At 39.7% G+C, this 26711-nt stretch carries 19 protein-coding genes; 13 read left to right on the top strand and 6 right to left on the bottom strand.

Annotated elements, in window-relative coordinates; translation table 11 throughout:
• The first annotated feature begins 55 nt into the window (after positions 1 to 55).
• The 6 genes from purH to rodA are packed head-to-tail and all read left to right on the top strand — an operon-like array spanning position 56 to position 7511.
• Positions 56 to 1579, top strand: a complete 1524-nt coding sequence (gene purH, locus IR083_RS12195; RefSeq protein ID WP_194224515.1) for a bifunctional phosphoribosylaminoimidazolecarboxamide formyltransferase/IMP cyclohydrolase — start codon at positions 56 to 58, stop codon at positions 1577 to 1579.
• A 40-nt stretch (positions 1580 to 1619) separates the two neighbouring features.
• Positions 1620 to 2645, top strand: a complete 1026-nt coding sequence (locus IR083_RS12200) for a rod shape-determining protein (protein WP_006798177.1) — start codon at positions 1620 to 1622, stop codon at positions 2643 to 2645.
• 54 nt (positions 2646 to 2699) lie between these two features.
• A complete protein-coding gene (gene mreC / locus IR083_RS12205; protein WP_006798178.1) occupies positions 2700 to 3563 on the top strand; it encodes a rod shape-determining protein MreC in 864 nt (287 codons plus the stop codon).
• A gap of 19 nt (positions 3564 to 3582) precedes the next feature.
• Positions 3583 to 4077 (top strand): rod shape-determining protein MreD, encoded by a 495-nt coding sequence (gene mreD, locus IR083_RS12210; protein ID WP_148401827.1) that lies wholly within the window; start codon positions 3583 to 3585, stop codon positions 4075 to 4077.
• Positions 4059 to 6026 carry a penicillin-binding protein 2 gene (gene mrdA / locus IR083_RS12215; protein WP_006798180.1) on the top strand — a complete coding sequence of 656 codons (1968 nt, stop codon included), beginning with the start codon at positions 4059 to 4061 and terminating at the stop codon, positions 6024 to 6026. The genes mreD and mrdA overlap by 19 nt, the downstream gene beginning before the upstream one ends.
• Before the next feature lie 27 nt (positions 6027 to 6053).
• Positions 6054 to 7511, top strand: coding sequence for a rod shape-determining protein RodA (gene rodA / locus IR083_RS12220; RefSeq protein ID WP_006798181.1), 1458 nt, complete (start codon positions 6054 to 6056; stop codon positions 7509 to 7511).
• 8 nt (positions 7512 to 7519) lie between these two features.
• Here rodA and IR083_RS12225 read toward each other — a convergent pair whose 3' ends face one another.
• The 3 genes from IR083_RS12225 to IR083_RS12235 form a co-directional block, all read right to left on the bottom strand.
• Positions 7520 to 8533 carry an ABC transporter ATP-binding protein gene (locus IR083_RS12225; RefSeq protein WP_194224516.1) on the bottom strand — a complete coding sequence of 338 codons (1014 nt, stop codon included), beginning with the start codon at positions 8531 to 8533 and terminating at the stop codon, positions 7520 to 7522.
• 314 nt (positions 8534 to 8847) lie between these two features.
• The gene (locus IR083_RS12230) at positions 8848 to 9879 is read right to left on the bottom strand and encodes an iron ABC transporter permease (protein WP_194224517.1); all 1032 of its coding nucleotides are present in this window, start codon (positions 9877 to 9879) and stop codon (positions 8848 to 8850) included.
• Positions 9880 to 10017: 138 nt separating this feature from the next.
• The gene (locus IR083_RS12235; protein WP_194224518.1) at positions 10018 to 11652 is read right to left on the bottom strand and encodes a dipeptidase; all 1635 of its coding nucleotides are present in this window, start codon (positions 11650 to 11652) and stop codon (positions 10018 to 10020) included.
• 564 nt (positions 11653 to 12216) lie between these two features.
• Between IR083_RS12235 and IR083_RS12240 the strand changes: the two genes are divergently transcribed.
• Entirely contained in the window at positions 12217 to 12723 is a 507-nt protein-coding gene (locus IR083_RS12240; protein ID WP_006798187.1) for a helix-turn-helix domain-containing protein, read from the top strand.
• A gap of 61 nt (positions 12724 to 12784) precedes the next feature.
• Here IR083_RS12240 and IR083_RS12245 read toward each other — a convergent pair whose 3' ends face one another.
• Both IR083_RS12245 and IR083_RS12250 read right to left on the bottom strand, forming a co-directional pair.
• Positions 12785 to 13300, bottom strand: a complete 516-nt coding sequence (locus tag IR083_RS12245) for an OsmC family protein (protein ID WP_194224519.1) — start codon at positions 13298 to 13300, stop codon at positions 12785 to 12787.
• A gap of 11 nt (positions 13301 to 13311) precedes the next feature.
• Positions 13312 to 14688 (bottom strand): tryptophanase, encoded by a 1377-nt coding sequence (locus IR083_RS12250; RefSeq protein ID WP_194224520.1) that lies wholly within the window; start codon positions 14686 to 14688, stop codon positions 13312 to 13314.
• Positions 14689 to 15049: 361 nt separating this feature from the next.
• On the opposite strand from IR083_RS12250, the gene IR083_RS12255 reads away from it, so the two are divergent.
• Together IR083_RS12255 and IR083_RS12260 are read left to right on the top strand one after the other, a co-directional pair.
• Positions 15050 to 15832 carry a dihydroorotate dehydrogenase electron transfer subunit gene (locus IR083_RS12255; protein ID WP_194224521.1) on the top strand — a complete coding sequence of 261 codons (783 nt, stop codon included), beginning with the start codon at positions 15050 to 15052 and terminating at the stop codon, positions 15830 to 15832.
• The gene (locus tag IR083_RS12260; protein ID WP_194224522.1) at positions 15820 to 16731 is read left to right on the top strand and encodes a dihydroorotate dehydrogenase; all 912 of its coding nucleotides are present in this window, start codon (positions 15820 to 15822) and stop codon (positions 16729 to 16731) included. The genes IR083_RS12255 and IR083_RS12260 overlap by 13 nt, the downstream gene beginning before the upstream one ends.
• 78 nt (positions 16732 to 16809) lie before the next feature.
• On the opposite strand, the gene IR083_RS12265 is transcribed toward IR083_RS12260, so the two are convergent.
• Positions 16810 to 17409 carry a SagB/ThcOx family dehydrogenase gene (locus tag IR083_RS12265; RefSeq protein ID WP_006798192.1) on the bottom strand — a complete coding sequence of 200 codons (600 nt, stop codon included), beginning with the start codon at positions 17407 to 17409 and terminating at the stop codon, positions 16810 to 16812.
• A 274-nt stretch (positions 17410 to 17683) separates the two neighbouring features.
• Between IR083_RS12265 and IR083_RS12270 the strand changes: the two genes are divergently transcribed.
• The 4 genes from IR083_RS12270 (at position 17684) to gyrA (ending at position 26695) form a co-directional block, all read left to right on the top strand.
• Positions 17684 to 18907, top strand: coding sequence for a DUF4105 domain-containing protein (locus IR083_RS12270; protein ID WP_194224523.1), 1224 nt, complete (start codon positions 17684 to 17686; stop codon positions 18905 to 18907).
• Positions 18904 to 20493, top strand: a complete 1590-nt coding sequence (locus IR083_RS12275; RefSeq protein ID WP_194224524.1) for an alkaline phosphatase family protein — start codon at positions 18904 to 18906, stop codon at positions 20491 to 20493. The genes IR083_RS12270 and IR083_RS12275 overlap by 4 nt, the downstream gene beginning before the upstream one ends.
• A 50-nt stretch (positions 20494 to 20543) precedes the next feature.
• Positions 20544 to 23858, top strand: a complete 3315-nt coding sequence (secA, locus tag IR083_RS12280; RefSeq protein ID WP_194224525.1) for a preprotein translocase subunit SecA — start codon at positions 20544 to 20546, stop codon at positions 23856 to 23858.
• Between the two features lie 245 nt (positions 23859 to 24103).
• Positions 24104 to 26695, top strand: a complete 2592-nt coding sequence (gene gyrA / locus IR083_RS12285; protein ID WP_194224526.1) for a DNA gyrase subunit A — start codon at positions 24104 to 24106, stop codon at positions 26693 to 26695.
• The last annotated feature ends 16 nt before the right edge of the window (positions 26696 to 26711 follow it).

Here is a 26711-nt window from a genome sequence, read left to right on the forward strand (position 1 = left end):
TAACAATAGTTTTTATAACTTTGTTCCCCTAAAAAAGTCGGATAATTAACACATCATGTCTTCAGAGAAAAAAATTAAAACAGCGTTAGTTTCAGTTTATCATAAAGATGGATTGGATGAGATCTTAAAGAAATTAGATAGTTTAGGTGTTCGTTTCATTTCTACAGGCGGAACGAAGAGTTTCATTGAATCGTTAGGCTTACCATGCGATGCGGTGGAAGATGCAACAGGTTATCCTTCTATTTTGGGTGGACGAGTAAAAACATTACATCCGAAGATATTTGGTGGTATCCTCTGTCGCAGGGAGCTACCCGAAGATATGAAACAAGTGAAAGCATACGATATACAAGAAATTGATCTGGTTATCGTAGACTTATATCCTTTTGAAGATACAGTCGCTTCAGGCGCCAGTGAACAAGATATTATAGAAAAAATAGATATAGGTGGAATTTCCCTCATTCGTGCTGCAGCAAAAAATTTCAAAGACGTAATTATAGTTGCTTCAAAACAGCAATATCAACCATTGATGAACCTGCTTGAAGAAAAGGCCGGAAAATCGGACATTACAGACCGTAAATTCTTTGCCAAAGAAGCCTTTTCGGTATCTTCTTCTTATGATACTGCCATATTCAATTATATGGACAATAATGAAGGAACAGCATTCCGTTATGCAGAAGACAACGCCATGCATCTTCGTTATGGAGAAAATCCACATCAGAAGGGTACATTCTATGGTGACTTCAATGCTATGTTTGATCAATTACACGGCCGGGAAATATCATATAACAATTTGCTGGACATAGAATCTGCTATAAGCCTTATCAGCGAATTCGATGAAACAACTGTCGCCATACTTAAGCATAACAATGCCTGTGGTATAGCCTCACGTCCTACCGTAGTAGAAGCATGGAAAGATGCTTTAGCCGGAGATCCGGTTTCGGCTTTTGGCGGTATCATCGTCAGCAACCGTAAAATAGATAAAGCAGCAGCAGAGGAAATCAACAATATATTCTTCGAAATAGTAATTGCACCTGAATATGATAAGGATGCACTTGAAATTTTGGAACAAAAGAAAAATCGCATTATCTTAGTGCAGAAACAAGGATTGACCGGAAATAAACAGTTCCGTTCGCTCTTGAATGGTGTTTTAGTACAAGATAAAGATTTAAGTATACAAACAGCAGATGATTTAAAATTGGTAACAAACAGACCTCTGCAAGGTACAGAACTTGAAGACCTGTTATTTGCCAATAAATTAGTGAAGCATACTAAATCGAATGCCATCATTTTGGTTAAAAACAAACAATTGTGTGCCGGAGGTACCGGACAGACTTCGCGTGTCGATGCATTGAAACAAGCGATAGAGAAGGCTAATTCTTTTGCCTTTAATCTCGATGGTTCTGTTATGGCTTCCGATGCATTCTTTCCGTTTCCCGACTGTGTGGAAATAGCAGGCAATGTAGGAATCACAGCTGTAGTACAACCGGGTGGATCGGTGAAAGATAATTTATCGGTTGAATATTGTAATGAACACAATATTTCGATGGTAATGACTGGTATCCGTCACTTTAAACATTAATAATTAACTGGTTAGTAAGCAAATATAAACAAGCTCAAATATGGGATTATTCTCTTTCACACAAGAAATAGCGATGGATCTTGGCACCGCCAATACTATCATAATACATAATGGCAGAATTGTTGTAGACCAGCCCTCAGTAATAGCACTGGAACGCAAAACAGGGAAAGTTATTGCTGTTGGGGAACAGGCCAGGCAGATGCACGGTAAAACCCATGAAGACATCCGTACTGTAAGACCATTGAAAGATGGTGTTATTGCAGACTTTACGGCTGCCGAACAGATGATTCGCGGATTGATAAAGATGTTCAACAATAAGAGCCGTCTCTTCTCTCCGTCGTTACGCATTGTTATTTGTATCCCTTCAGGAAGTACCGAAGTAGAAACCCGCGCTATCCGCGACTCTGCAGAACATGCCGGAGGACGCGATGTGTATATGATATACGAACCGATGGCTGCGGCTTTGGGTATCGGTATCGATGTAGAAGCACCGGAAGGAAACATGATCGTAGATATAGGCGGTGGTACAACAGAAATCGCTGTTATTTCCTTAGGCGGTATCGTATCTAACAAATCGATAAAAATTGCAGGGGACGACCTTACTGAAGATATTCAGGAATATATGGGACGCCAGCATAATATCAAAGTAGGGGAGCGTACGGCAGAAAATATAAAGATAGCTGTTGGCGCTGCTTTGACCGAACTGCCGGATGAAGAAGTTCCGGAAGATTTCATCGTACACGGCCCTAACAGGATGACATCATTGCCGATGGATATTCCTGTATCATATCAGGAAATGGCTCATTGTCTCGATAAATCTTTATCCAAAATGGATTCAGCTATTCTGAGTGCTTTGGAACAAACACCTCCCGAATTATATGCTGATATTGTTCGCAATGGTATTTATCTGACAGGAGGAGGCGCTTTACTAAGAGGTCTCAGCAAGCGTTTCTCAGACAGAATAGGCATACAGTTCTACGTTGCCGAAGATCCGCTTCACGCAGTGGCTAAAGGAACAGGAATTGCCTTGAAGAATATTGAGAAATTCAATTTCTTGATGCGGTAAGGTATTCGGGATTATTTCTTTACCTGACTGATTTATAATAGATAAGAACAGATTATGCGCAACCTGATAAACTTTTTATTAAAGAATAGTTCTTGGTTTGTTTTCATTATACTTGAAATAATCTGTTTCTATTTCGTTTTTAGCGGGAATTCATACCAGAAAAGCGTATACTTAAACTCTTCCAATGAAATAACGGGAAGAGTTTATGCTATATCGGGAAGTATCTCTTCCTATTTTGGGTTGAGGACAGAAAACCAGCAGCTTTTACAAAGAAGTGCTGAATTACAAGCTGAAATAAACGAACTGAAAGATTATATATTTGCGATAGAAGCCGATTCGTTGAAAACAGAGGCTTTCCTTCGCGATTCGTTAGGACGAAGAGTTGAGCCTCATTTTGTAATTGCCCGGGTAGAAAAGAACAGTATCTCTCTTGTCGATAACTATATGATTATCAACAAAGGCAAGAATAATGGTGTACGGGCCGATATGGGTGTTGTTTCTCAACAGGGAATAGTCGGTGTTGTTATCGATGCTAGTGCAAATTATGGTATAGTGCAGCCTGTATTGAATCCACATAGTCGATTCAGTTGTAAGATACTCAATTCGAATGCTGCAGGTATACTTATCTGGGAAGGGGGGGACCCCCGTTATGCTATGCTTACCGAATATCCTAAATATGAGGATGTGCAGATAGGTGATACGATTGTAACAACCGGCTTCTCAGACTTCTTTCCCGAAGGGATAATGGTGGGTACAATAGAAGAATACAAGAGTGAGACAGATGATAATTTCAACAGTTTGAAAGTGAAGTTATCTACAGATTTTGGTTCTCTCAAAAATGTACTTCTCATTAACAATACCAATGAGGAAATAAAAGAACTGGAGAATAAGATTAAAACTAAGAATGTTAAAAAGTAGCGTCTTAAAATATGCCTTGATGTTTGTACTGCTTGTATTATTACAGGTATTGGTACTTAACAGGATTTCTTTTCTAAGTTATGCTGTACCTTTCGCATATATCTACTTTATACTGAAGTTACCGGTCGGATTCAATAGAAATCTATCCACTTTATTGGGATTTATACTTGGCTTCATTATTGATCTCTTTTGTAATACACCGGGTATAAATGCTGCAGCCACTACTCTTATTGGTTTTCTTTGTCGCCCTGCACAAGGATTATTCTTTATGGTAGATGATTATGATGAACAGACGCCCGGATTGAGACTATTAGGGACTGCATATATGAAATTTGCATTCTTTTTGACTCTTATACACCATGTAGCATTAATCTCAATAGAGTCATTCTCATACTTCAATATAAAACTTGTCTTAATAAGGATACTACTATCGACAGTACTCACTACTATCCTTATTTTTGCATTTGAAGGATTTTCGTTAAAGCAAAAGAGTTCATGGCAAAAATCAACTTAGACCTCACTAAACGAAAATATGTTTTGGGCGGGATAGCCTGCAGCATAGTACTTATATATATAGTTCAATTGTTCAACCTGCAGATAGTCAAGAGTGAATACAAAAGTTCTGCCGATGGAAATGCATTCTTCAACAGAACATTATATCCTTCGCGCGGAAAAATATCGGACAGGAACGATAAACTCCTCGTCTTTAATCAGCCTACATACGACCTTGTATACATTCCCCGCGAAGTACAACCTTTCGATACACTAGATTTATGTAAAGCTCTTGATATTACCCGCGAACAGTTCGATAAGCGTTTGGCCGATGTAAAAGACCGCAGGCAGAATCCGGGTTATTCGACCTATACCCAGCAAACTTTTATGACCCAGCTTACCACACAGGAAAGCGGGATCCTTCAGGAGAAATTATATAAGTTCCCCGGATTTTTCATACAAAAGAGAACTCTGAGGCAATATAACTATCATAACGCAGGCTTGTTGTTAGGGTATGTAGCCGAAGTTAGCAAGACGCAGATGGAAAACGATGATTACTATGTCAGGGGTGATTATGGCGGAAAGTCGGGGCTAGAGTCATCTTACGAAAAGTATCTGAGAGGAGAGAAGGGTGTGGAAATACTACTTCGTGATGCTCACGGGCGCATACAAGGTAAATATGAAAATGGTAAGAATGATATAGCACCAATTTCAGGGAAAGATTTAACCTTATCCATTGATATTGAATTACAGGCATATGGAGAATATCTGATGCAGAATAAGGTTGGAAGTATTGTTATGATAGAACCTGCAACCGGCGAAGTCCTATGTTTGGTGACATCTCCTACTTATGATCCGTCCATGTTGCTTGGCGGACGCGATTTTAAAAAGAATTATCTCGAACTGGAGAATAATCCTTTGAAACCTCTTCTGAACAGACCTATACAAGGTATGTATCCTCCCGGTTCCACATTTAAGACTACACAGGGATTAGTATTTCTGCAAGAAGATATTATCACAGAGAATACCATGTATTCCTGTGCCGGTGGATATCCTCCATTAGGAGGCAGGCCTAAATGCCACCCGCATGGTTCTCCTTTAGCTTTGATTCCGGCTATTGCAACATCCTGTAATTCATACTTTTGTTATGGATTATCTGCAATGCTCGGAAACAGAAAGAAATATAAGAGCACCCCAGAAGCATTTGAAGTATGGAAAGACCATATGGTAGATATGGGATTCGGCTATCCGCTGGGAGTAGACCTACCTTCCGAAAAGAGAGGCTTCATTCCTAACAGCAACTTCTACAACAGAGCATATAAGAATAGCTGGAATGCTTCTACTATCATATCTATAGCAATCGGGCAAGGAGAAGTCACAGCAACTCCGTTGCAGGTTGCTAATTTGGCCGCAACGATTGCAAACAGAGGCCATTATATCGTACCTCATGTAGTGAAGAATATACAAAACACTCCACTCGATAGCCTTTATACTCACAAACGGGAAACCGGTATAAAGAAAGAACATTACCAATCTATAGTAGAAGGTATGGCACGTGCTGTGACCGGAGGTACATGCCGCGGAGCAAACCTTCTGCCGGATATTGAAGTATGCGGTAAAACAGGTACAGCTGAAAACCCTCATGGTAAAGACCACTCTATATTCATGGGGTTTGCACCTAAGGATAACCCTAAAGTGGCCATATTTGTGATTGTTGAAAATGCAGGATTTGGAGCCACATTCGGAGTTCCTGTAGGAAGACTGATGATGCAAAAATATCTGAAAGGAGAAGTACCTGCCAGTGATAAGTATATCGAAGACCGGATTGTGAATACAACAATACTTCCTCAGACATTCTTCAACTGGAACCGTACCAACAAACGAACAATGGAGTTTTCTCAGCCTACACCAGCAAGCAATGATGTAGAGAGGGATGAAGTGAAACCATTTACTCCGGAGAGCGATAATTGATAACTATAGACCGACCATACACTTAAGATGTATCAGAGAGAAGATGAAAATATAAAGAAGAGCCTCGATTGGTTTACCATAGCCTTGTATATCATATTGATACTGGGCGGATGGTTCAGCATATATGGTGCCAGCTATCAGTATGAAAATGCGACCAGTATGTTCGACTTATCCGGGAGGGCAGGTATGCAGCTGATATGGATGGGGACATCCATTGTTCTGGGCTTCATCATCTTAAAGTTGGATAGTAACCTCTATGATATACTCGCTTATTATATATATGCTGCTTTCATACTCCTTTTACTCGCAACGGTCTTTCTGGCAACGGATATCAGAGGGTCACGATCGTGGCTTAAGATAACCAATTCGATACAGATCCAACCCGCCGAGTTCGCCAAGTTCGCTGTAGCACTGGCTTTAGCCCGATTTCTCAATTCCTATAATTTCAAGTTGCTTACACCCAAGAATCTGGCTATAATAGCTACTATGATTCTAGTACCTATGGCTCTGATTATGTTACAAAAGGAGACTGGTTCGGCACTCGTATATACAGTATTCATACTAATGCTGTACAGAGAGGGACTACCCGGAATTATCCTTTTCCTAGGTGTTTCGGCTGTGGTACTCTTTGTTGTAGGACTTAAATATTCCGAAACTGATATGGGAATTATCTCTACAGGCGAGTTTATAGCTATTATATTAGTCATTATCATCAGTGCCGTATTGGTTATGAGTTATCGCAAAGATGGCATAACCGCCCGTAATATATTCCTTGGAGCAACAGCCGTATTCGGCATTTCATACTTGCTTTCATTAATTAATGTTCCCATCGACTTTGGTATAGTTGCTCTGGCTGCCCTGGCCATTCTGATTGGCTATCTGCTATATCTGGCTAAGAAGTACTGGTCGAAAGTCTATCTGCTGACAGCCGTATTTGCCTTTGGCAGCTTATTATTTGTAAGCTCGGTCGACTATCTTTTTACCGATATTATGCAGCCCCACCAGCAGATGCGTATCAAAGTTACGTTAGGTATGGAAGAAGACCTGATGGGTGCAGGGTATAATGTCAATCAGTCAAAGATCGCAATCGGTTCCGGTGGAGTGCTGGGTAAAGGATATCTGAATGGTACTCAAACCAAACTGAAATATGTTCCGGAACAAGATACCGACTTCATATTCTGTACAGTTGGTGAAGAACAAGGTTTTGTCGGTTCTGTGCTCGTCTTGCTCTTATTCTTGGCCCTGATTACCAGATTGATATATCTCGCTGAAAGACAAAAAAATACATTTGGCCGTGTCTATGGCTATTGTGTAGCCTGCATTTTCCTGTTCCATCTGGCAATCAATATCGGAATGGTTATCGGACTAACTCCCGTGATTGGTATTCCACTACCATTTTTCAGCTATGGGGGATCTTCCCTTTGGGGATTTACCATTCTTCTGTTTATTTTCCTGCGTATTGATATGGCAAGAAAAAGACGATAGATAAAGTACTATATACCGGACAGATAATCTGACAGTTGTTCATAATTAGCTAACTTATCTACAATTTCATCTTTTTTTACTATCCGGATAGAAACAGCAGATTCCACTATTACTGAGAACAGGGTATCCTTCTCTTCTTCAACCACTCCAAAACCGTGTCTTTCCAGCATATTTTTAGTCCAGTGATATAGATATCCTTCTGCCTGTAAATGTACCTTTTTGCGACTTTCTCTGTTTGGCAGAAAATTTCCCGAATTCTTATCAAAAAGAATGTTATCTCCCTTAAAGAAATTATCCATTGTACCGGATAACACGACATCTTCTGTTACTCCGCCTGTCAGGCCCTTTTGCCGGGATAATAGCCATAAACGGTCGGCGAGGAGCAAGGCCAGATCTATGTCGTGTGTGGAGAGCAATATTGTTTTACCCTGATTCATAGTCAGGTTGTGAAGGAGATTCATTACTTCTATACGACTCTCGATATCCAGAAACGCGGTAGGTTCATCTAATAAGACAACCGGACATTGTTGCGCCAATGCTTTGGCTATCATAGCCTTTTGCCGTTCGCCATCGGATAGTTCGGCTACATATACATCTGCTTTATGTACAATGCAGACATCCTCCATAGCCTTTTGCACTATCTCTTTATCTTCTTTTGTCAATTGACCGAAAAATCCGGTGTAAGGATATCTTCCCAATTCGACTAATTCCCTGACCAACAACCCTCCAGCTGAAGTCTTGTCCGTTAACACCAAGCCTAATGACTGGGATAACTCCTTTTCAGAATAAGCATTTATATCTTTATTTTCCAAAAGTATATTCCCCTGCAAACTGGGTTGCGAAGCACTGATTGTACGCAACAGAGTGGATTTACCTGCGCCATTAGCACCGATAAGGCAAACAAGTTCTCCCTGATACAAATCGAAAGACAAATCTTCATACAAAGCAGTCTTATCCCTATGCTTCGTTTTTGCATATCCTATACTTATGTTTCGTGCAGATATTATCGCTTTTCTATTCATATTTAATCTTATGCTTCCAGTAAAATAAAATTACATATTTTAACCGTATATAGTTAAAAAGTAACAGAAGTAACGGAAATTAATTAATAATTGAGAATGAAGAATTAATAATCCTCATATTACTTTTTCCCTCTATTTTAACAATATACAATCCCTTCGATATATCAAAAAACCTTAATTTAATGTGTATAGTTAAAAGGTAACAAAGTAAACACTTTTTACCATATTCTCCTATTTGTTACTATTTCACCCCTTCATTTTTTCGGCTATAAGCTAATAGCCAAATGCTAATGGCTTATATTCATATAGATAAATTAATTGAAATATTGTATCTTTTTCTGGTTCAAAATCACATATATAATAACCGGAGCACCGAATATCGGAGTTATCGCATTCAGGGGCAATGAACCCGAAGCGCCCGGAAGCACACTTATCAGGTTGCATATAAGAGCCATTACCGAACCTATCAGAATAGTAAAAGGCAACAACGACTTATGATTGGATGTTCCCAACAGCAAACGCGCGATATGGGGAACTGCCAGACCGATAAATGCAATAGGCCCGCAAAAAGCACAAGTTATTGCCGTCAAAAGACCTGCACATAATAATAAAAGGAAGCGAATCAATTTTATATTCACCCCCAGATTGGCTGCATACCTTTCTCCCAATAACAAAGCATTCAATGGTTTAATCAATAAAACAGACAATAAAAGACCTATACTCACCACTATGCAATAAAATGGTAATTGTTCGGTGGATACACCTGAAAAATCTCCCATGCCCCAAATCATAAAAGAGTAAGCGTCTTCGCTTGTACTCCAAAATTTAAGGATGGAAATAACGGAAGAAGTAAGATAACCCACCATAATACCTATTATTAGCAGCATAACATTGTTGCGAATAACAGATGCGAAGCCCATGATAATGGCAAGAATGAGAGCTGCCCCCACAAAAGCGCCGAATACAATACTCATCGAATAAGAGAAATCGAATCCACCAACAGAACCTATTGTGTTACCTATCAGCAAAATAACAAGCGCCACACCTAAGTTTGCCCCCGAACTTATACCCAAAATCCCAGCATCGGCCAGCGGATTACGAAAAGCTGTCTGCAATAGCAATCCCGATACAGCTATGCCTCCTCCGGTAAATAAAGCAGTGATGGCCTGTGGCAATCGGGATTGTAACACAATATATTCCCATGCCTGCTTCTCAACTTCATTTCCTGCCAATATATTGAAGATAGCGTGAGCCGGAATGGATATAGAGCCTAGAAATAGGTTTGCGCTAAACAAAATAGGGATACTTATCGTAAATAGAAGGCTATATATGAGACTTTTAGACATTAATTTTCGTTTAGTTCCTTTGTCATTCTGAACGGAGTGAAGAATCTCGTAAATTTACACTAGATTCTTCACTCCGTTCAGAAACAACGTTCGATAGAGCGAAGCGGAGTCAATGACAAATTTTTCTATTTATTATGTTTAATACAATACTTTATATTTATCTCCGGTTTCTTTCACCACCTGCCGGTAAAATTCTTTCGGATAGCCCACACGCTCTGGTGAAGATGGTTTTCCGTGTTCATTACGGATAAACTCTCCGTCTTTTTCCTTGCGTACTACGCCGTCCATATATTTAATAACAAGGAACTCGCCCAGCTTCTTCCATTTGTCAAATGCATACTGTGCTTGTTCTCCACTATATTCAGTAAGGAACTGAACAGCTTGTTCCGGTGATTTTTCATACAATGCAAGAGCTTCTTTATCGGTTTTGTCCTGTTCGGCAAAGAATTTACTTTCCAATTCCTTTTGTATCTTTTCCAGATCCGGGTGCATATAGCTATATTTATTATATACCATGTTCGATACCCAGTTCTGAATCCAGAAACTGGATGTCCATGAGAAAGTATACAAATCGCCGTTTCCTTCGCGATAGCATTCCGGCACTTCGGTTATAGAACAATACATAGGGGTGAAAACTGTCTGATCGGCATCGTCCGTTCCAAACCAAAGGATACCACCTATTGGATCAGGCAACCATGAGCGCATTTGAGATGTAAACACAAATCCGGTTTGCTGAGTCGCCACAGGACGTTCGTTACAATACTGAACCGAATCCGACTCCCAGGTCAGAGGAGCCCATCGATATGGAGACTTGAACGGGCCGGCACCTACATCATTGGTCCAGTCCAGTTCAGTACCTTCATAGTGGTCACGCATCATTTCCTGCACATCAGCTATTGATAACTTTCTGTCGGGTTTGATGTATAGAGGCATTGGCTCTTGAGTCTTACCTTGTGCATAAGTCACAAACTTTGCCATATCTTTATTATAGCGGTTAAAGAAAGTCCATACACGGGCTTCACAGAAACGTTGTCCGCCAAAATCTAGAGGATTGTAAGCTTTAGCAAAACTGAAATCAGCATCCTTTCCTTTATAGTACCCTTTTTCTTTAGCAAAAGAAATTACGTCTTTCGAATATATACAATTTTCCGGGTCGTTTAGCGGAAACTGTTGTATACGTGCCTGATTGGCATGAGCGGATATGCAATCGTCAGGAATACGCACAGCTACCCAAACGGCACCTTTGTTCCCTTTGCCTTTACTTATCATCTCCAGTACCCAGATTTCATTGGGGTCGCCGATAGAAAAAGATTCGCCACCACTATAATAGCCATATTCGGCTACCAAGTCTGTCATTATCTTTATTGCTTCCCGTGCATTCTTCGCTCTTTGCAGAGTTATATATATAAGACTACCATAATCCATTATTCCATCCGGATCAGCCAGTTCTTCCCGTCCTCCGAAAGTTGTTTCACCGATAGTAACCTGATGTTCATTCATGTTTCCCACCACATTATAGGTCTGGGCAGGTTGGGTTATCTCACCCATATATCTTCCGGTATCCCATTCATACACTTTCAGCATATCGCCTTTAGCCCATTTTTTAGCAGGCCAATGATAGAGTTCACCGAATAAAGCGTAAGAATCGGCAGAATAACTGATAATAGTTGAGCCGTCGAGAGATGCTTTTTTGCCAACTAAAAAATTTGTGCAAGCAAATACGTGAATCTGGGCGACTAAACAAAAGAGAGTAAATAAAAATATCTTCTTCATAGTTCTAATTTTTATAATGGTGTAAAGATAAACTTTATTCTTTATATATAAGGAAGGCATATGGATAAATATACAAAAGTACCGTAATGTAAATTTACAAAAGTGTACAAATTGTAATATCCAAGAGTATATTAATCGATATTCAAATGTAAATAGATAAAAATATACTTTGAATAATAGTGGTGTATACATTTGTTTCACCTTCGGAAATATACATATATACACTGTTAAAATAATATATTTTAAACATTATAATAATCTATATTCCAGTATATTAATATATATATTTAAAGCGATAATTTAATATAATAACTAATAGAGTAGGGGATATGACGATATTTAGGGGATACATAAGCTTATACACACTAATATATATATAATTATTAATATTTTAAACAAAATATATGAAGTAATACTTATTGATATATTGATATGAGTACATTTGTATCGCAATACATTGTAAACAGATGGCAACAATTGTAAACAACAAAAGTAAACAAACAAAATTTCCTTTTGTAAAATATATTATTTACATTTGTTTCATCATTATATACATTACTATATATGAAAGACCGTATCAGATTAATAATGGAGCGTGAACATCTTACTCCATCTGCGTTTGCCGACAGGTTACAACTTGGTCGGGCTGTTATATCACATATACTTAATGGACGAAACAATCCCAGCCTGGATGTTGTTACACGTATTTTATCCAAGGTTAATTATATCAATCCCGATTGGTTGCTTACCGGAAATGGAGACATGGTCAAAACTGAGGGAGGAAAAACTTCAACTATGCAACAAGTATCTGCTCCTTCATCCTATAATTTTCATCCGGGCCAAAATCAACCGGATTTATTCTCCCAGAATTCTGTATCTCCGCCCATTTCCCCGGCAGAAACTGAATATCGCAAGGAAAATATAGTTGAGCAGGCTCAAAATACGTCCGAAAAACATACAAATCAGACAGTTATATATCAAAAAGCACCTGAACGAAAAGTAAGTAAAATAATTATTTATTACTCGGATAATACATTTGAGACGTTCAATGCCGATAATTCACCTTTATGATAAAAAAATAAGGGTGAAAAATCTTTCACCCTTATTTATACTATGAAAGTTTCCGTCAGAATTAATTTATTATTTCGTATTCTACCGGAGTTGGATTATCTACATTGTCTATAACTGCTCCGATTCTCAACACATCATTTATAAACAATTTCTTTTCTTCTTTTGTCATATCGGACTCGAACCGGATCTTGAGGTTCAGTCCTGAAAACCCTGCACGATTGGCATCGTTTATACCTAATGCTTTTGAGAAATCAATGTTGCCTTCGATTTGCACAAATATATCTTTTATAATTAAGTTGCGCTGCAATGCTAAAAGTTGCATGGTAGACACTACACAACTCCCATAGGCTATGGAAAGCATCTCCGGAGGAGTTGGTCCCAAATCATCTGCGCCGAATGCTTTAGGTTGATCTACAATTATCGTATGATTACGTACCCTACATTCCAATGTGCGGTTTCTTAATTCCGAAATTTCTGTTTTTACCCGATAAATAGCAGGATTATTTATACTGTCATTCTGAGCGTAAAAGTTTACTGCCAACAGAATAAATAGGACGAGATTTATTATTTTTTTCATATAAATATCTTTTACTTGATTTTCTCCAGTTTTACTGTAAAATGCCGTAACAAATCGGCTTCCCATACTATTTCTACACCCTTAGTGATAGATTCGCGACGGTCGAATATATTTTTCAACGCCACAGCTACCACATTCATATGATTGTCGGTATATACACGCCTCGGAATAGCCAACCGCAATAAGTCCAATCCGTTGAAACGGTTTTCGCGTGTTACAGGATCACGGTCAGCCAATATATATCCTATCTCGCATCCACGTATACCTGCTTCCAGATATAATTCCACAGTGAGGGTCTGCGCCGGAAATTGTTCCTTAGGTACATGAGTCAGTACTTTAGCAGCATCTACGAATATAGCATGCCCTCCTGCAGGACGTTGATATGGTATGTCGTACTCGTCGAGTTTCTCACCCAGATATTCTACCTGTTTAATGCGGCTCTCCAGATTATCAAATTCGGTGTTCTCGTCAAGGCCTATGGCTAGTGCATTCATATCCCGGCCATTCATGCCTCCATAAGTTATAAAGCCCTCGTAGGCAATTCCTTTTACCTTGGCCATATCATACCACGATTTCAGCCGGGTAGCAATGAACCCACCCATGTTTACAATTGCATCTTTCTTGGCGCTCATTGTCATTGTATCAGCATTTGTAAACATTTCTATACATATCTCTTTGATTGTCTTATTCTTATACCCATCTTCGCGCATTTTTATAAAATAGGCATTCTCGGCAAAACGAGCCGAGTCGAACAGTACTTTTTTGCTATACTTGTCTGCCAAAGCACGTACTTCCTTGAGATTCTGCATAGATACAGGTTGCCCACCCGCCGTATTATTTGTTATGGTAACGATAATAAACGGGATGTGGTCGCCATATTTAATCAAAGCATCTTCGAGTTTTTTTATATCCACATTCCCTTTAAACGGAATTTCGAGCTGTGTGTCCTTTGCTTCATCGATTGTACAATCGAGTGCAACAGCTTTTCGGGACTCTATATGACCTTTTGTGGTATCGAAATGGGAATTACCCGGACACACATCACCTTCTTTCACCAGACATGAGAATAATACGTTTTCAGCAGCACGTCCCTGATGAGTCGGCAATACATATTCAAATCCTGCGATACGGGTCACCATATCTTTCATATTATAATAAGACGTTGCTCCGGCATAGCTTTCATCTCCGAGCATCATGCCGGCCCACTGACGGTCACTCATTGCACCTGTACCCGAATCGGTGATAAGATCTATATATACCTGCTCGGCTTTCAGTTGAAACATATTGTATCCGGCTTCTTTAAGCCATTCTTCACGTTCTTCTCTTGTACTTTTTCGGATCGGCTCAATCATTTTTATTTTCCATGATTCTGCAAACGGTAGTTCCATATATTAGTTATAAATTTTAAGTTATAAATTATGAATTGAAGAATGTATATACTTTAATTATATATATAACTCATTGACTAAAACCTACTTGTTTTAGAAAACGATAAATAGAATAATGAAATAGGAAATTTATAACGTAAAATGATCTCTATCCTTAATATTAAGGAATATGGGGCAGAATGACGTATTTTTGAAACTTAAAACCATAGCTTTCTATTGTTTCAGGTTATGAACTATATCATAAAGATACAAAATCTTTCCGGAAGAATTATTCTTCCCCGGCAATTTTCTAGTACGCCCAAACTTTACTAACTTTGTACCTGAATAAATCAGATATTTATCTCTAAAAAAACTAAGGTAAATGAAAAAAATGCTGGATTTAGTTGTTACCGAAAACAACCAACTAAACCAAAGTTATTGCCTCATAAAACTTACCACCACAGACAATTCCCCTTTACCGGAAATGTTTCCCGGACAATTTGTTGAAGTAAGAGTAGATGGTGCACCGTCCACCTATTTACGTCGGCCTATTTCCGTAAACTTTGTGGACAAAGCAAAAAATGAGTTGTGGCTGCTTGTACAGGCAATTGGCGAAGGAACACGTAAAATGTGCGAATATAAGAAAGATGATATCGTAAACCTTCTTCTTCCGCTAGGTAATTCATTCTCTATCCCTACCACGAAAGAAGGACAGGAATTACTGCTTATCGGCGGTGGTGTGGGTACAGCTCCGATGCTTTATCTTGGTGCATGCCTGAAGGAGAAAGGATTCAATCCGAAGTTTTTGTTAGGAGCCAGATCGAAAAACGATTTACTCCAACTGGATGACTTTGTCCGCTATGGAGAAGTGTTTTGCACGACTGAAGATGGTAGCTATGGAGAAAAGGGATATGTTACCAACCATTCAGTGTTAAAAAACAACCGTTTTTCGTCCATTTACACCTGTGGACCAAAGCCTATGATGGTAGCTGTGGCAAGGTATGCAAACGAATATAAAATCAACTGCGAAGTATCTCTCGAGAACATGATGGCATGCGGGTTTGGCGTATGTTTATGTTGTGTGGAAAAGACAAGCGAAGGAAATATATGCGTATGTACAGATGGTCCCGTATTTAATATAGAAAAGTTGACATGGATAAACTAACTGTAAACATAGGTAAACTACATTTGAAGAACCCGGTTATGACCGCATCCGGTACTTTTGGCTATGGAAAAGAGTACTCGGACTTCATAGACCTATCGCGAATAGGTGGTATTTTTGTAAAAGGAACAACCATTCGGAATCGTCAGGGAAATGATTATCCACGTATGGCGGAGACTCCATCAGGCATGTTAAACGCTGTGGGACTGCAAAATAAGGGTGTTGACTATTTCGTATCGAGTATCTACCCCGAGATAAAAGACTTCGATACAAATGTAATAGTCAATGTATCGGGTTCCACCATCGAAGATTATGTAGAATGTACCGAAAAACTACTCGGTTTGGACAAAGTTCCGGCTATTGAGCTGAACATTTCCTGCCCGAATGTAAAGGAAGGCGGTATGGCTTTCGGGGTATGTGCCGATTCGGCAGCCGATGTTACAAGAGCCGTTCGCAAAGTATGGGACAAGACACTGATCGTAAAATTATCCCCCAATGTAACTGATGTCACCGAAATAGCCCGTGCCGTGGAAGCCGAAGGAGCTGACTCTGTTTCTCTGATAAATACATTATTGGGAATGGCTATCGATATAAACAAAAGACGTCCGGTACTATCTACTGTAACGGGAGGTCTTTCCGGCCCATGTGTAAAGCCTGTTGCCCTGCGGATGGTATGGCAAACATACAATGCCGTGAAAATTCCGGTTATCGGAATGGGCGGTATCTCCTGTTGGCAGGATGCCATAGAGTTCATTCTGGCCGGTTCATCGGCAATACAGATAGGTACGCACAATTTTATCGACCCTACGATTTCTGTGAAAGTTGTAGATGGTATAAAAGAATATCTGGATAAAAACAATATCAGCTCAATCTGCGATTTAGTCGGTGCATTGGAAATATAGAACTAACAGATTTACATATATTAAAAAGGCTATGAGAAAAATTCATAGCCTTTTTAGTTATCTTTCATATAGCAAGTTTTATTTAATAAAACCTACAGCCTGTACCAGAGCTACTTCTTGTTTATCTGTCAGCTTCAGTGCATTATGCACATCCGGCCTCTTAAATGAACCACGGGCAACAGAACCCAGTCCCGCCGAAGCGCAATAGAGATATACATTCTGAATAGAGAATCCGGCATCCATCAGTCCCGCATCGCGGCTGTTTTTATCCAGATTGATAACGTAAATCAAAGAAAGTGAGGCATTCTCTGATATATTCGGTTGTCCTAAGGCTGCTCTGAAATCACCTTTCTCTTTCAATACCAATTTGTTTGCTTTAGCATCGTAGAAATAAATGCCATTGCTAAACATCACATATACATCCACTTCCTGTTTATTCTGTGAAGAAGGTACTGTACGTTTGTCTTCTCTGTTGAAGCCATATGCAGCCCACAGCAAATCGGATAAAGTCTGTGCCGGCAAATCTTTCTGTTCAAAGCTGCGATGCGACTGACGGTCGTTTAACGCTTCCATTAATGGTTTCCCTCCTGTTTTAGTAGGTGGAACCAGTTGTATATCCTGAGCCGATATATAACTAACCAAACACAATAAAGCAATAACAAATAATCCTCTTTTCATAATTAAAGCACTTTTAAATTTTAAAGGTCGGAGACCTGTTTACTATTTTGATAAGTAAAAAAACAAGAGTAAGTTCTGATTTTGATTATACACATCAAATCTTATCTGTCACTTCATATTTACAAAAATAAATAATAATAACAATTAAAACTTCCGTTTGAGGATCTTTAGCACTTCTTTTTAAGTAAAATTCACAACATTATACACGAATGAATCTTCTATTCCGACATATTTTTCACCATATATCTTATCTTTGCAATGAAATTTTTTAGTAATGCGAAAACTCATTTTATTACTTACACTAATTATTGGATTTACAGCCCAAACGAAGGCTCAGGAAATACAGAGAATTGTATTGAGTGACTCGGCGAAAGTCAGCCTTTTGACCAATGCGCCATGGGACGAAGCTGTTTATTCTCTTTTTGGACATACGTCGATGCGTGTAAGCGACCCTACGCAGAACATTGATTATGCTTTTAATTTTGGCTTGTTCAATATGTCCAAATCCAATTTTATATTCCTCTTTATGAAGGGAGAAACCGATTATATGGTTGCTCCGATACCATACAACACATATTATCAGGAGTATAAAGAAAGAGGTGTAGGCATTATAGAACAAGTATTTAACCTTACCCAAAACGAAAAACAGGACATATTCGATGCATTATTAGTCAATTGTTTACCTGCAAACAGAGAATACCGCTACAACTACTTTTATGACAACTGCTCCACACGCCCCAGAGATATCTTCGAAAAATATATCAATGGAAAAATAGAGTATACGCCTACAAATAAAGAGCAGACATATCGTGATTTAGTAATAGAATGCACAAATAGCAGGCAATGGTTCCGCTTCGGAATAAATCTGGTAATAGGCGCGGATGCAGACAAAGTGATAACAGACCGGCAAAAGGATTTCCTGCCCCGCTATCTGATGAATGCTTACGAAGGAGCAACTATAGCAGGAGACAGTATACCAAGAGACATTTTATTGTCAACCAACACTATTCTGGAAGCAAAACCTTTCGAAAAAGATTTTCCGGTTACACCGTTATACGCCGGCATCATACTACTGATTATCAGCATACTTATTTCATACATAGTATATAAAAAGAAAATGGTAGGACTAGGAAAGGCTTTCGATACAACCTTATTCCTGATTGCAGGGATAGCAGGCTCTATTATTTTCTTTCTTATGTTCTTTTCGGTACACCCTTGTACCAATCCAAATTGGAACATCATATGGCTGAATCCGCTGCAACTCATTGTGGTTCTGCTATTCTATGTAAAATCACTGTCAAAGTGTATTTATTATTATCATTTTATTAACTTTGTGGCGCTTTTAGCGTTTCTTTTGGCATGGAATTTGATTCCACAACAATTAGAAGTGACATTCATTCCGTTCATTTTGTCCATTGGGCTAAGATCGTTTATGAATATATTGCAACAAAAAAAGTTTAAGAAAAAAGCTGATTATAGCTTACCTAGAGCAAAATGATAAGAATAATAACCTCATTAGTAGCAGTACTGACTATTACATCCATTCAGGCACAAAGTTCTGTGCGTGAGACTCCAAAATTGGTAATAGGCATTACTATCGACCAGTTAAGGGGGGATTATCTCGAACTTTTCAGAAACAATTTTTCAGAAAGAGGATTCAAGCGCCTGTTGAACGAAGGCTTGGTCTACCAGAATATTAAATTCGATTTCCCGTATCTTGACGATGCTTCTGCTATAGCAACCATATACACGGGTACTACGCCCTTTTATCATGGCATAGTAGGTAATAAAAAATATCTGGCAGCCAAGAATCAGGAAGTATTCACGTTTTTCGACCCTGCCTATTTAGGAAATTATACGGATGACAAAGTTTCTCCTTTAGCCCTCAAATCCTCGACTATTACAGATGAATTGAAACTGGCTACCAAAGGCACTTCGGATGTATATTCGTTTGCACCGCAGATATCGCAAGCCCTGATTACGGCTGGCCTTAGAGGCAATGCCGCATACTGGGTCGATGACTATACAGGAAAATGGGCATCCAGCACCTATTATAAAAACTTCTACTGGACAGTAGATCAGGATAACCGGGGCAATTCCGGTTTTTCGGTTCAGGCATGGGATATGCGATGGACTCCGCTTTTGAGTATCAGCGATTATAAGGCTTTTCCTTATGTGGAAAACAAAGCCTCTTTTACACATCATACGGGTACTGACAAAGCGACATACTTACTGGCAAAACAGACCCCCATCGTAAATCAGAATGTGACAAACACGGCTCTGACTGTGCTCTCTAAGGCGGAATTAGGAAAGCGTACAAGTCCGGATTTTTTGTCGCTTACATTCTATGCAGGAAATTATCCTAACGTAAGGTCTGATTATTCATACGAAATCCAAGATGTATATGTACGCCTTGACCGTGAAATAGAAAAAATCCTGGATGAAGCAGAAAAAACAGTCGAACTGAAAAACACATTGATATTCATTTCGTCTACAGGATATTACAACTCGAATGATGTCAGCTACTCGGACGGGCAAAATATTCCTGAAAACAAATTTTATGTCAATCGTTGCGAGGCGTTGCTGAATATGTACCTGATGGCCATTTATGGTAGAGACAACAAATGGGTAGACAAAATTTACAGTGGACAGATATATCTCAACAGGGAATTAATCAAGCAAAAACAGATATCATTACAGGAAATACAAGATAAAGCAGCCGAGTTCGTTTCCGAGTTCACAGGGGTACAAGAGGTATATACTTCTTATCAGATACAGCACGGGCAATGGAATCCTGTAATGGAATATTATAAGAATGGTTATACGAAAGAAACTTCGGGTGACCTTTTTATCGAGTTACAACCGGGGTATAAAATCGTAAACGAACAAGATGCTTCATTTAAAGAAAAACAGGTACGGAACAATGCTATTGTCTGTCCTGTTATATTCTTCGGAAATAATATAAAGGCTGAAAGAATAAAAAGGACTATAAAAGCTACAGAGATAGCCCCTACGGTGTCATACATCATGCGCATACGTTCACCGAATGCGGCGAGGGAGGAAGCCCTATCTGAATTGCTTTAGAAATCTTTAAATCTTGAAACATTAAATTTTGAAATAAATAAACTAAATATATGGGATTCGCTGATATTTTATCATCATTATTCGGAAACAAATCTCAACGTGACTTAAAAGAGATTAATCCGTACGTAGACCGCATCAAGGCTGTATATCCGTCGATAGAGAAACTCTCTCATGACGAACTGCGTGCCAAAACTGCTGAAATCAGGCAACAGGTACAAGACTATGTGGCCACCGAAAAAAATAAGATTGCCGAACTGAAAGCCGGAGTTGAAGCACTGGAAATAGACCAGCGCGAAGACGTTTGGGCAGAAGTGGACAAACTGGAGAAAGAAGTTACCGATAAATATGAAGAAGTACTCGAAAAAGTACTTCCTGAAGTATTTTCAATAGTAAAAGAAACCGCTCGCCGCCTCACAGAAAATGAAGAAGTTGTAGTCACAGCCACTGAGTTTGACAAGGAACTAGCCGAAAATCATGACTTTGTAAGTATAGATGGCGATAAAGCTATTTATCACAAACGCTGGACTGCCGGAGGAAACGAAATAGTCTGGGATATGATCCACTATGATGTACAGCTCTTCGGAGGGGTTGTGCTACATAAAGGTAAAATTGCCGAAATGGCCACAGGGGAAGGTAAAACGCTGGTAGGTACTCTGCCTGTATTCCTCAATGCCCTTACCGGAAACGGTGTGCACGTGGTAACAGTGAATGATTATCTGGCGAAACGTGACTCGGAATGGATGGGGCCTATCTACATGTTCAATGGACTGTCTGTTGATTGTATAGATAAGCATCAACCAAACTCGGAAGGCCGCCGCAAAGCGTATCAGGCAGATATCACATTTGGAACGAATAATGAGTTCGGTTTCGACTACCTGCGTGATAATATGGCGATTAATCCGTCAGACCTTGTACAACGCAAACACAATTATGCGATTGTGGATGAGGTTGACTCGGTATTGATTGACGACGCACGTACTCCGCTGATTATCTCAGGGCCTATTCCCAGAGGAGAGCAGCAATTATTTGAGGAATTCCGTCCGCGTGTAGAAATTATAGTAAAAGCACAAAGGGATCTTTGTACTAAATTACTTGCGGAAGCTAAAGCCAAAATGTCATCGGAAGATAAAAAAGAACAGGAAGAAGGTAGTTTATTGCTATATCGCTCATTCAAAGGACTTCCGAAGAACAAGCCGCTTATTAAATTCCTGAGTGAACCGGGGATAAAATCTTCGATGCTGAAAACCGAAGAGCACTATATGGCAGAGCAGATGCGCAATATGCATATTGTTACTGATGACTTGTACTTCGTTATCGATGAAAAGAATAATAGCATAGAGCTTACAGATAAAGGTATCGACTTGCTTACAGGTAATTCCGACGACCCGTTATTCTTTGTATTACCGGATATCGGCGCACTTCTTTCCGACTTGGAAAATCAGTCGTTGACCGATGCTCAAAAAGCGGAAAAGAAAGACGAACTGATGCAGAGTTACTCTATCAAATCAGAGAGAGTACATACAGTGAACCAATTACTTAAAGCATATGCTTTGTTTGAGAAAGACGATGAATACGTTGTTATCGACAACAAAGTAATGATTGTAGATGAGCAAACAGGCCGTATTATGGATGGCCGCCGCTATTCTGACGGTTTGCATCAGGCTATAGAAGCAAAAGAACGTGTGAAAGTGGAAGCTGCCACACAAACATTTGCAACGATTACCCTACAGAACTATTTCCGTATGTACCACAAACTTTCGGGTATGACCGGTACGGCGGAAACAGAGGCAGGCGAGTTGTGGAACATCTATAAGCTGGATGTGGTTGTAATCCCGACCAACAGGCCAATCGCACGTAAGGATATGAACGATCGCATCTATAAAACGAAGCGAGAGAAATATACTGCAGTTATACACGAAATAGAAGAGCTTGTCAATCAAGGCCGTGCCGTACTTGTGGGTACTACTTCTGTAGAAATTTCTGAGCTGTTAAGCAAAATGCTTACCATGCGCAAGATCAAACATAACGTACTGAATGCCAAGCTACACCAGCGTGAAGCAGAAGTTGTGGCCTTAGCCGGACAACCGGGGGCAGTTACCATTGCCACCAATATGGCCGGTCGTGGTACCGACATCAAGCTTGCTCCTAGCGTAAAAGAAGCCGGAGGATTGGCTATTATAGGTACCGAAAGACACGAATCGCGTCGTGTAGACCGCCAGCTGCGTGGTCGTGCAGGACGTCAGGGAGACCCGGGTTCTTCTGTATTCTATATCTCACTGGAAGACGATTTGATGCGTCTGTTCGCATCGGAACGCATTGCCGGAATGATGGACCGTATGGGCTTCAAAGAAGGCGAAATGCTTGAACATAACATGCTCAGCAAGTCCGTAGAACGTGCGCAGAAAAAAGTGGAAGAAAATAACTTCGGTATCCGTAAACGTTTGCTGGAATACGATGATGTGATGAATTCGCAACGTGAGGTCATTTACAAACGTCGTCGCCATGCACTTATGGGCGAACGTATCGGAATCGATATCGTGAATATGTTCTACGACACTGCCGTGAATATAGTAGAGCAATATGCAGACAATCTTGACTACGAAGGATTAAAGATAGACCTGCTGCGCCTGCTTGCAATTGAAGTTCCGTTCGATGAAGCGAGCTTCCGCACAATGAAATCGGATGCAATGGTAGAGCAGATATACGATACGGCAGTTCAGAACTTCAAACATAAGATGGACCGTCTGGCAGAAATCGCAAACCCGGTAATCAAACAGGTTTATGAAGAGCAAGGCGATAAATTCGAAAATATACTGATCCCTATTACAGACGGAAAACGTGTCTATAATATATCTTGTAATCTGAAAGAAGCATACGACAGCCAGTCGAAAGACATTATCAAATCCTTTGAAAAAGCAATCGTATTGCATACTATAGATGAAGAATGGAAAGAACATCTTCGTGAAATGGATGAACTTCGCCAGTCTGTACAGAATGCAAGCTATGAGCAAAAAGACCCTCTGTTGATCTACAAACTGGAATCATTCAACTTGTTCAAATCCATGCTCAACAGCGTTAACGGGAAAGCCGTAACAATACTGATGCGCGGACAGATACCAGTACGTGAACCGGAACAGGTACGCCAGGCAGCTCCGGAACAAAAGACAGATTATAGCCGCTATCGTACCGAACGTAATGAAATGGAAGACGGAAACGCTCCTCAGGGAGGAGGGCAAAGGCCTCCACAACCACAGGGAGCACCCAAGATAGCACCCGTACATGTAGATAAAAAGCCAGGAAGAAACGACCCTTGCTATTGTGGAAGTGGTAAAAAATATAAGAACTGTCACGGTAAAAACGAATGATCTTAATACACGAGAGAAATGAATTGGCAGGTTATATTTTGAATGCTTGATTTATCACTCAAACCTGCTAATAATTAAATATAAAAAGCCCGATGAAATTTAGTATTCATCGGGCTTTTTTGGCATATTATATTTTCTTAATACAAAGAAAATTTGTATCTTAGCATGTTTTTTGAACACTAGAAAATACCTCATTTCAGAGGTACTTCACAAATATTTGAGAATAAAAATTTTATCTTAAAATAATGGCAGAAACAGAGGACAGAATTATTAAGATTAACATCGAGGATGAGATGAAATCGGCCTACATTGATTATTCAATGTCGGTAATAGTATCGAGAGCATTACCTGATGTAAGGGACGGATTCAAACCCGTTCACCGCCGTATCCTTTTTGGTATGAGCGAACTTGGTAACGCATCTAACAAACCACACAAAAAATCCGCCAGAATTGTCGGAGAAGTATTAGGTAAATATCACCCGCACGGCGATTCATCAGTTTATTTTGCGATGGTGCGTATGGCTCAGGAATGGAGCATGCGCTACCTGTTGGTAGACGGACAAGGTAATATGGGTAGCGTAGATGGTGATATGCCGGCTGCCATGCGTTATACAGAGGCAAGACTTAGTCGCTTGGCCGAAGAAATGCTAAAAGACATAGATAAGGAGACTGTTGATTTTCAGTTGAATTTCGATGATACGTTGAAAGAACCGACTGTCCTCCCTACACGTATTCCAAATTTGCTTATTAATGGTGCATCGGGTATAGCCGTGGGGATGGCAACCAATATGGCTCCGCATAATATGACCGAAGCTATCAACGCCACTATCGCATATATAGAAAATAAGGACATTGATACCGCAGGATTGATGCAATATATAAAAGCCCCTGATTTTCCATCAGGAGGTTTCATCTATGGATATCAGGGCGTTATAGATGCTTTTGAAACAGGTCGCGGACGAGTGGTTATGCGCGGTCGTGCCGAAATAGAAATGGAAGGTAATCATGAAAAAATAGTGATTACTGAGATTCCGTATCTGGTAAATAAAGCCGAGTTAATTAAGCACATAGCTGATCTGGTAGGAGAAAAACGTCTTGAAGGTATCAGCAATGTCAATGACGAGTCAGACCGCCAGGGTATGCGTATCGTCGTGGATATTAAGCGCGATGCAAATGCGAATGTAGTCCTTAATAAACTATATAAACTGACCGCATTACAATCTTCATTCAGTGTAAATAATATCGCCTTGGTAAAAGGTCGCCCTAAAACATTGAATTTAAAAGAAATGATAGGTTTCTTCGTTGAACACAGAATTGACGTTGTAACCCGCAGAACTATCTTCGAACTTCGTAAGGCAGAAGAACGCGCTCATATATTGGAAGGATTGATTATAGCTTCAGATAATATCGATGAAGTCATAGCCATCATCAGAGCTTCAAAGTCTCCTCAAGAGGCCATAGAACGCTTGATAGAGCGATTCAATCTATCTGAAATACAAGCCCGTGCTATTGTTGAAATGCGTCTGCGCCAGTTGACAGGACTGGAACAGGATAAGCTTCGCAACGAATATGATGAAATACAGAAGTTAATAGCCTATCTGAATGAGATTCTGATTAATGAAGAACTTCGTATGAAAGTTATTACGGATGAATTAATCGAAGTAAGGGATAAATATGGTGATGCACGCCGCACAGAAATTGTATATGCATCAGAAGAACTAAATCCCGAAGATTTCTATTCCAATGATGAAATGATCATTACCATTTCTCACCTTGGCTATATAAAACGTACACCTCTATCTGAATTCAGAGCCCAAAACAGAGGTGGAGTAGGAGCAAAAGGTTCGGAAACTCGTGATACTGACTTCATTGAGCATATCTATCCGGCATCTATGCACAATTATATGCTGTTATTTACACAGAAAGGTAAATGTTACTGGCTGCGTGTATTTGATATACCTGAGGGAACTAAGAATTCGAAAGGACGTGCGATTCAGAATCTGCTGAACATTGATTCTGATGATAAAGTAACAGCATTTGTTCGTGTGAGAGGTTTCAGCGATACCGAATTTATAAACAGTCATTATCTGATTTTCTGTACAAAAGAAGGTGTGATAAAGAAAACAAGCCTGGAAGCCTATTCCCGCCCTCGTCAGAATGGAGTGAATGCGATTACTATCCGCGAAGAAGATAAAGTAATTGAAGTACTGATGACTGACGGCGAAAGTGAAATCTTACTTGCTAACCGTAACGGACGCGCCATCCGCTTCAATGAAAAAGACGTGCGCGTAATGGGCCGTACAGCAACGGGAGTACGTGGAATGCGCTTGGATGAAGATGGACAAGATGAAGTTATCGGTATGCTGGCTATGTCGAAAGAAGCTCAGAAAAACGAAACGATTATGGTGGTTTCGGAACAAGGCTACGGTAAACGTACAAATCTGAACGAAAAGGACGAAGAAGGAAACGAAATTCTCGATGAAAACGGCGAAATAGTACCGGTTTATCGTATTACCAGTCGTGGTGGTAAAGGGGTTAAAACCCTTAATATTACTGAGAAAACAGGTAAACTTGTTTCTATAAATAGCGTTACTGACGAAAACGATTTAATGATTATTAACAAGTCTGGTATCACTATTCGTCTAAAAGTTTCAGATATTCGCACTATGGGACGTGCTACTCAGGGAGTAAGGCTCATAAATCTGGGTAAAAGAAATGATGAAATCGCATCAATCTGTAAAGTAGAATCTGAATCAGAACCAGATGATATAGAAGAAGTTGACATTCTGGATAATGAAACAGACAATACAAACAATACAGAAATAACTGAGGAATAATTAATTTTAAAATAAA

The organism is Dysgonomonas sp. GY75, assembly GCF_015234155.1.
Taxonomy (GTDB): Bacteria; Bacteroidota; Bacteroidia; order Bacteroidales; family Dysgonomonadaceae; genus Dysgonomonas; species Dysgonomonas gadei.

What these genes read in the sequence shown, in the direction of transcription:
- purH (WP_194224515.1), top strand. Translation starts at nt 56, where the DNA reads ATGTCTTCAGAGAAAAAAATTAAAACAGCGTTAGTTTCAGTTTATCAT.
- IR083_RS12200 (WP_006798177.1), top strand. Translation starts at nt 1,620, where the DNA reads ATGGGATTATTCTCTTTCACACAAGAAATAGCGATGGATCTTGGCACC.
- mreC (WP_006798178.1), top strand. Translation starts at nt 2,700, where the DNA reads ATGCGCAACCTGATAAACTTTTTATTAAAGAATAGTTCTTGGTTTGTT.
- mreD (WP_148401827.1), top strand. Translation starts at nt 3,583, where the DNA reads ATGTTTGTACTGCTTGTATTATTACAGGTATTGGTACTTAACAGGATT.
- mrdA (WP_006798180.1), top strand. Translation starts at nt 4,059, where the DNA reads ATGGCAAAAATCAACTTAGACCTCACTAAACGAAAATATGTTTTGGGC.
- rodA (WP_006798181.1), top strand. Translation starts at nt 6,054, where the DNA reads ATGTATCAGAGAGAAGATGAAAATATAAAGAAGAGCCTCGATTGGTTT.
- IR083_RS12225 (WP_194224516.1), bottom strand. Translation starts at nt 8,533, where the DNA reads ATGAATAGAAAAGCGATAATATCTGCACGAAACATAAGTATAGGATAT.
- IR083_RS12230 (WP_194224517.1), bottom strand. Translation starts at nt 9,879, where the DNA reads ATGTCTAAAAGTCTCATATATAGCCTTCTATTTACGATAAGTATCCCT.
- IR083_RS12235 (WP_194224518.1), bottom strand. Translation starts at nt 11,652, where the DNA reads ATGAAGAAGATATTTTTATTTACTCTCTTTTGTTTAGTCGCCCAGATT.
- IR083_RS12240 (WP_006798187.1), top strand. Translation starts at nt 12,217, where the DNA reads ATGAAAGACCGTATCAGATTAATAATGGAGCGTGAACATCTTACTCCA.
- IR083_RS12245 (WP_194224519.1), bottom strand. Translation starts at nt 13,300, where the DNA reads ATGAAAAAAATAATAAATCTCGTCCTATTTATTCTGTTGGCAGTAAAC.
- IR083_RS12250 (WP_194224520.1), bottom strand. Translation starts at nt 14,688, where the DNA reads ATGGAACTACCGTTTGCAGAATCATGGAAAATAAAAATGATTGAGCCG.
- IR083_RS12255 (WP_194224521.1), top strand. Translation starts at nt 15,050, where the DNA reads ATGAAAAAAATGCTGGATTTAGTTGTTACCGAAAACAACCAACTAAAC.
- IR083_RS12260 (WP_194224522.1), top strand. Translation starts at nt 15,820, where the DNA reads ATGGATAAACTAACTGTAAACATAGGTAAACTACATTTGAAGAACCCG.
- IR083_RS12265 (WP_006798192.1), bottom strand. Translation starts at nt 17,409, where the DNA reads ATGAAAAGAGGATTATTTGTTATTGCTTTATTGTGTTTGGTTAGTTAT.
- IR083_RS12270 (WP_194224523.1), top strand. Translation starts at nt 17,684, where the DNA reads ATGCGAAAACTCATTTTATTACTTACACTAATTATTGGATTTACAGCC.
- IR083_RS12275 (WP_194224524.1), top strand. Translation starts at nt 18,904, where the DNA reads ATGATAAGAATAATAACCTCATTAGTAGCAGTACTGACTATTACATCC.
- secA (WP_194224525.1), top strand. Translation starts at nt 20,544, where the DNA reads ATGGGATTCGCTGATATTTTATCATCATTATTCGGAAACAAATCTCAA.
- gyrA (WP_194224526.1), top strand. Translation starts at nt 24,104, where the DNA reads ATGGCAGAAACAGAGGACAGAATTATTAAGATTAACATCGAGGATGAG.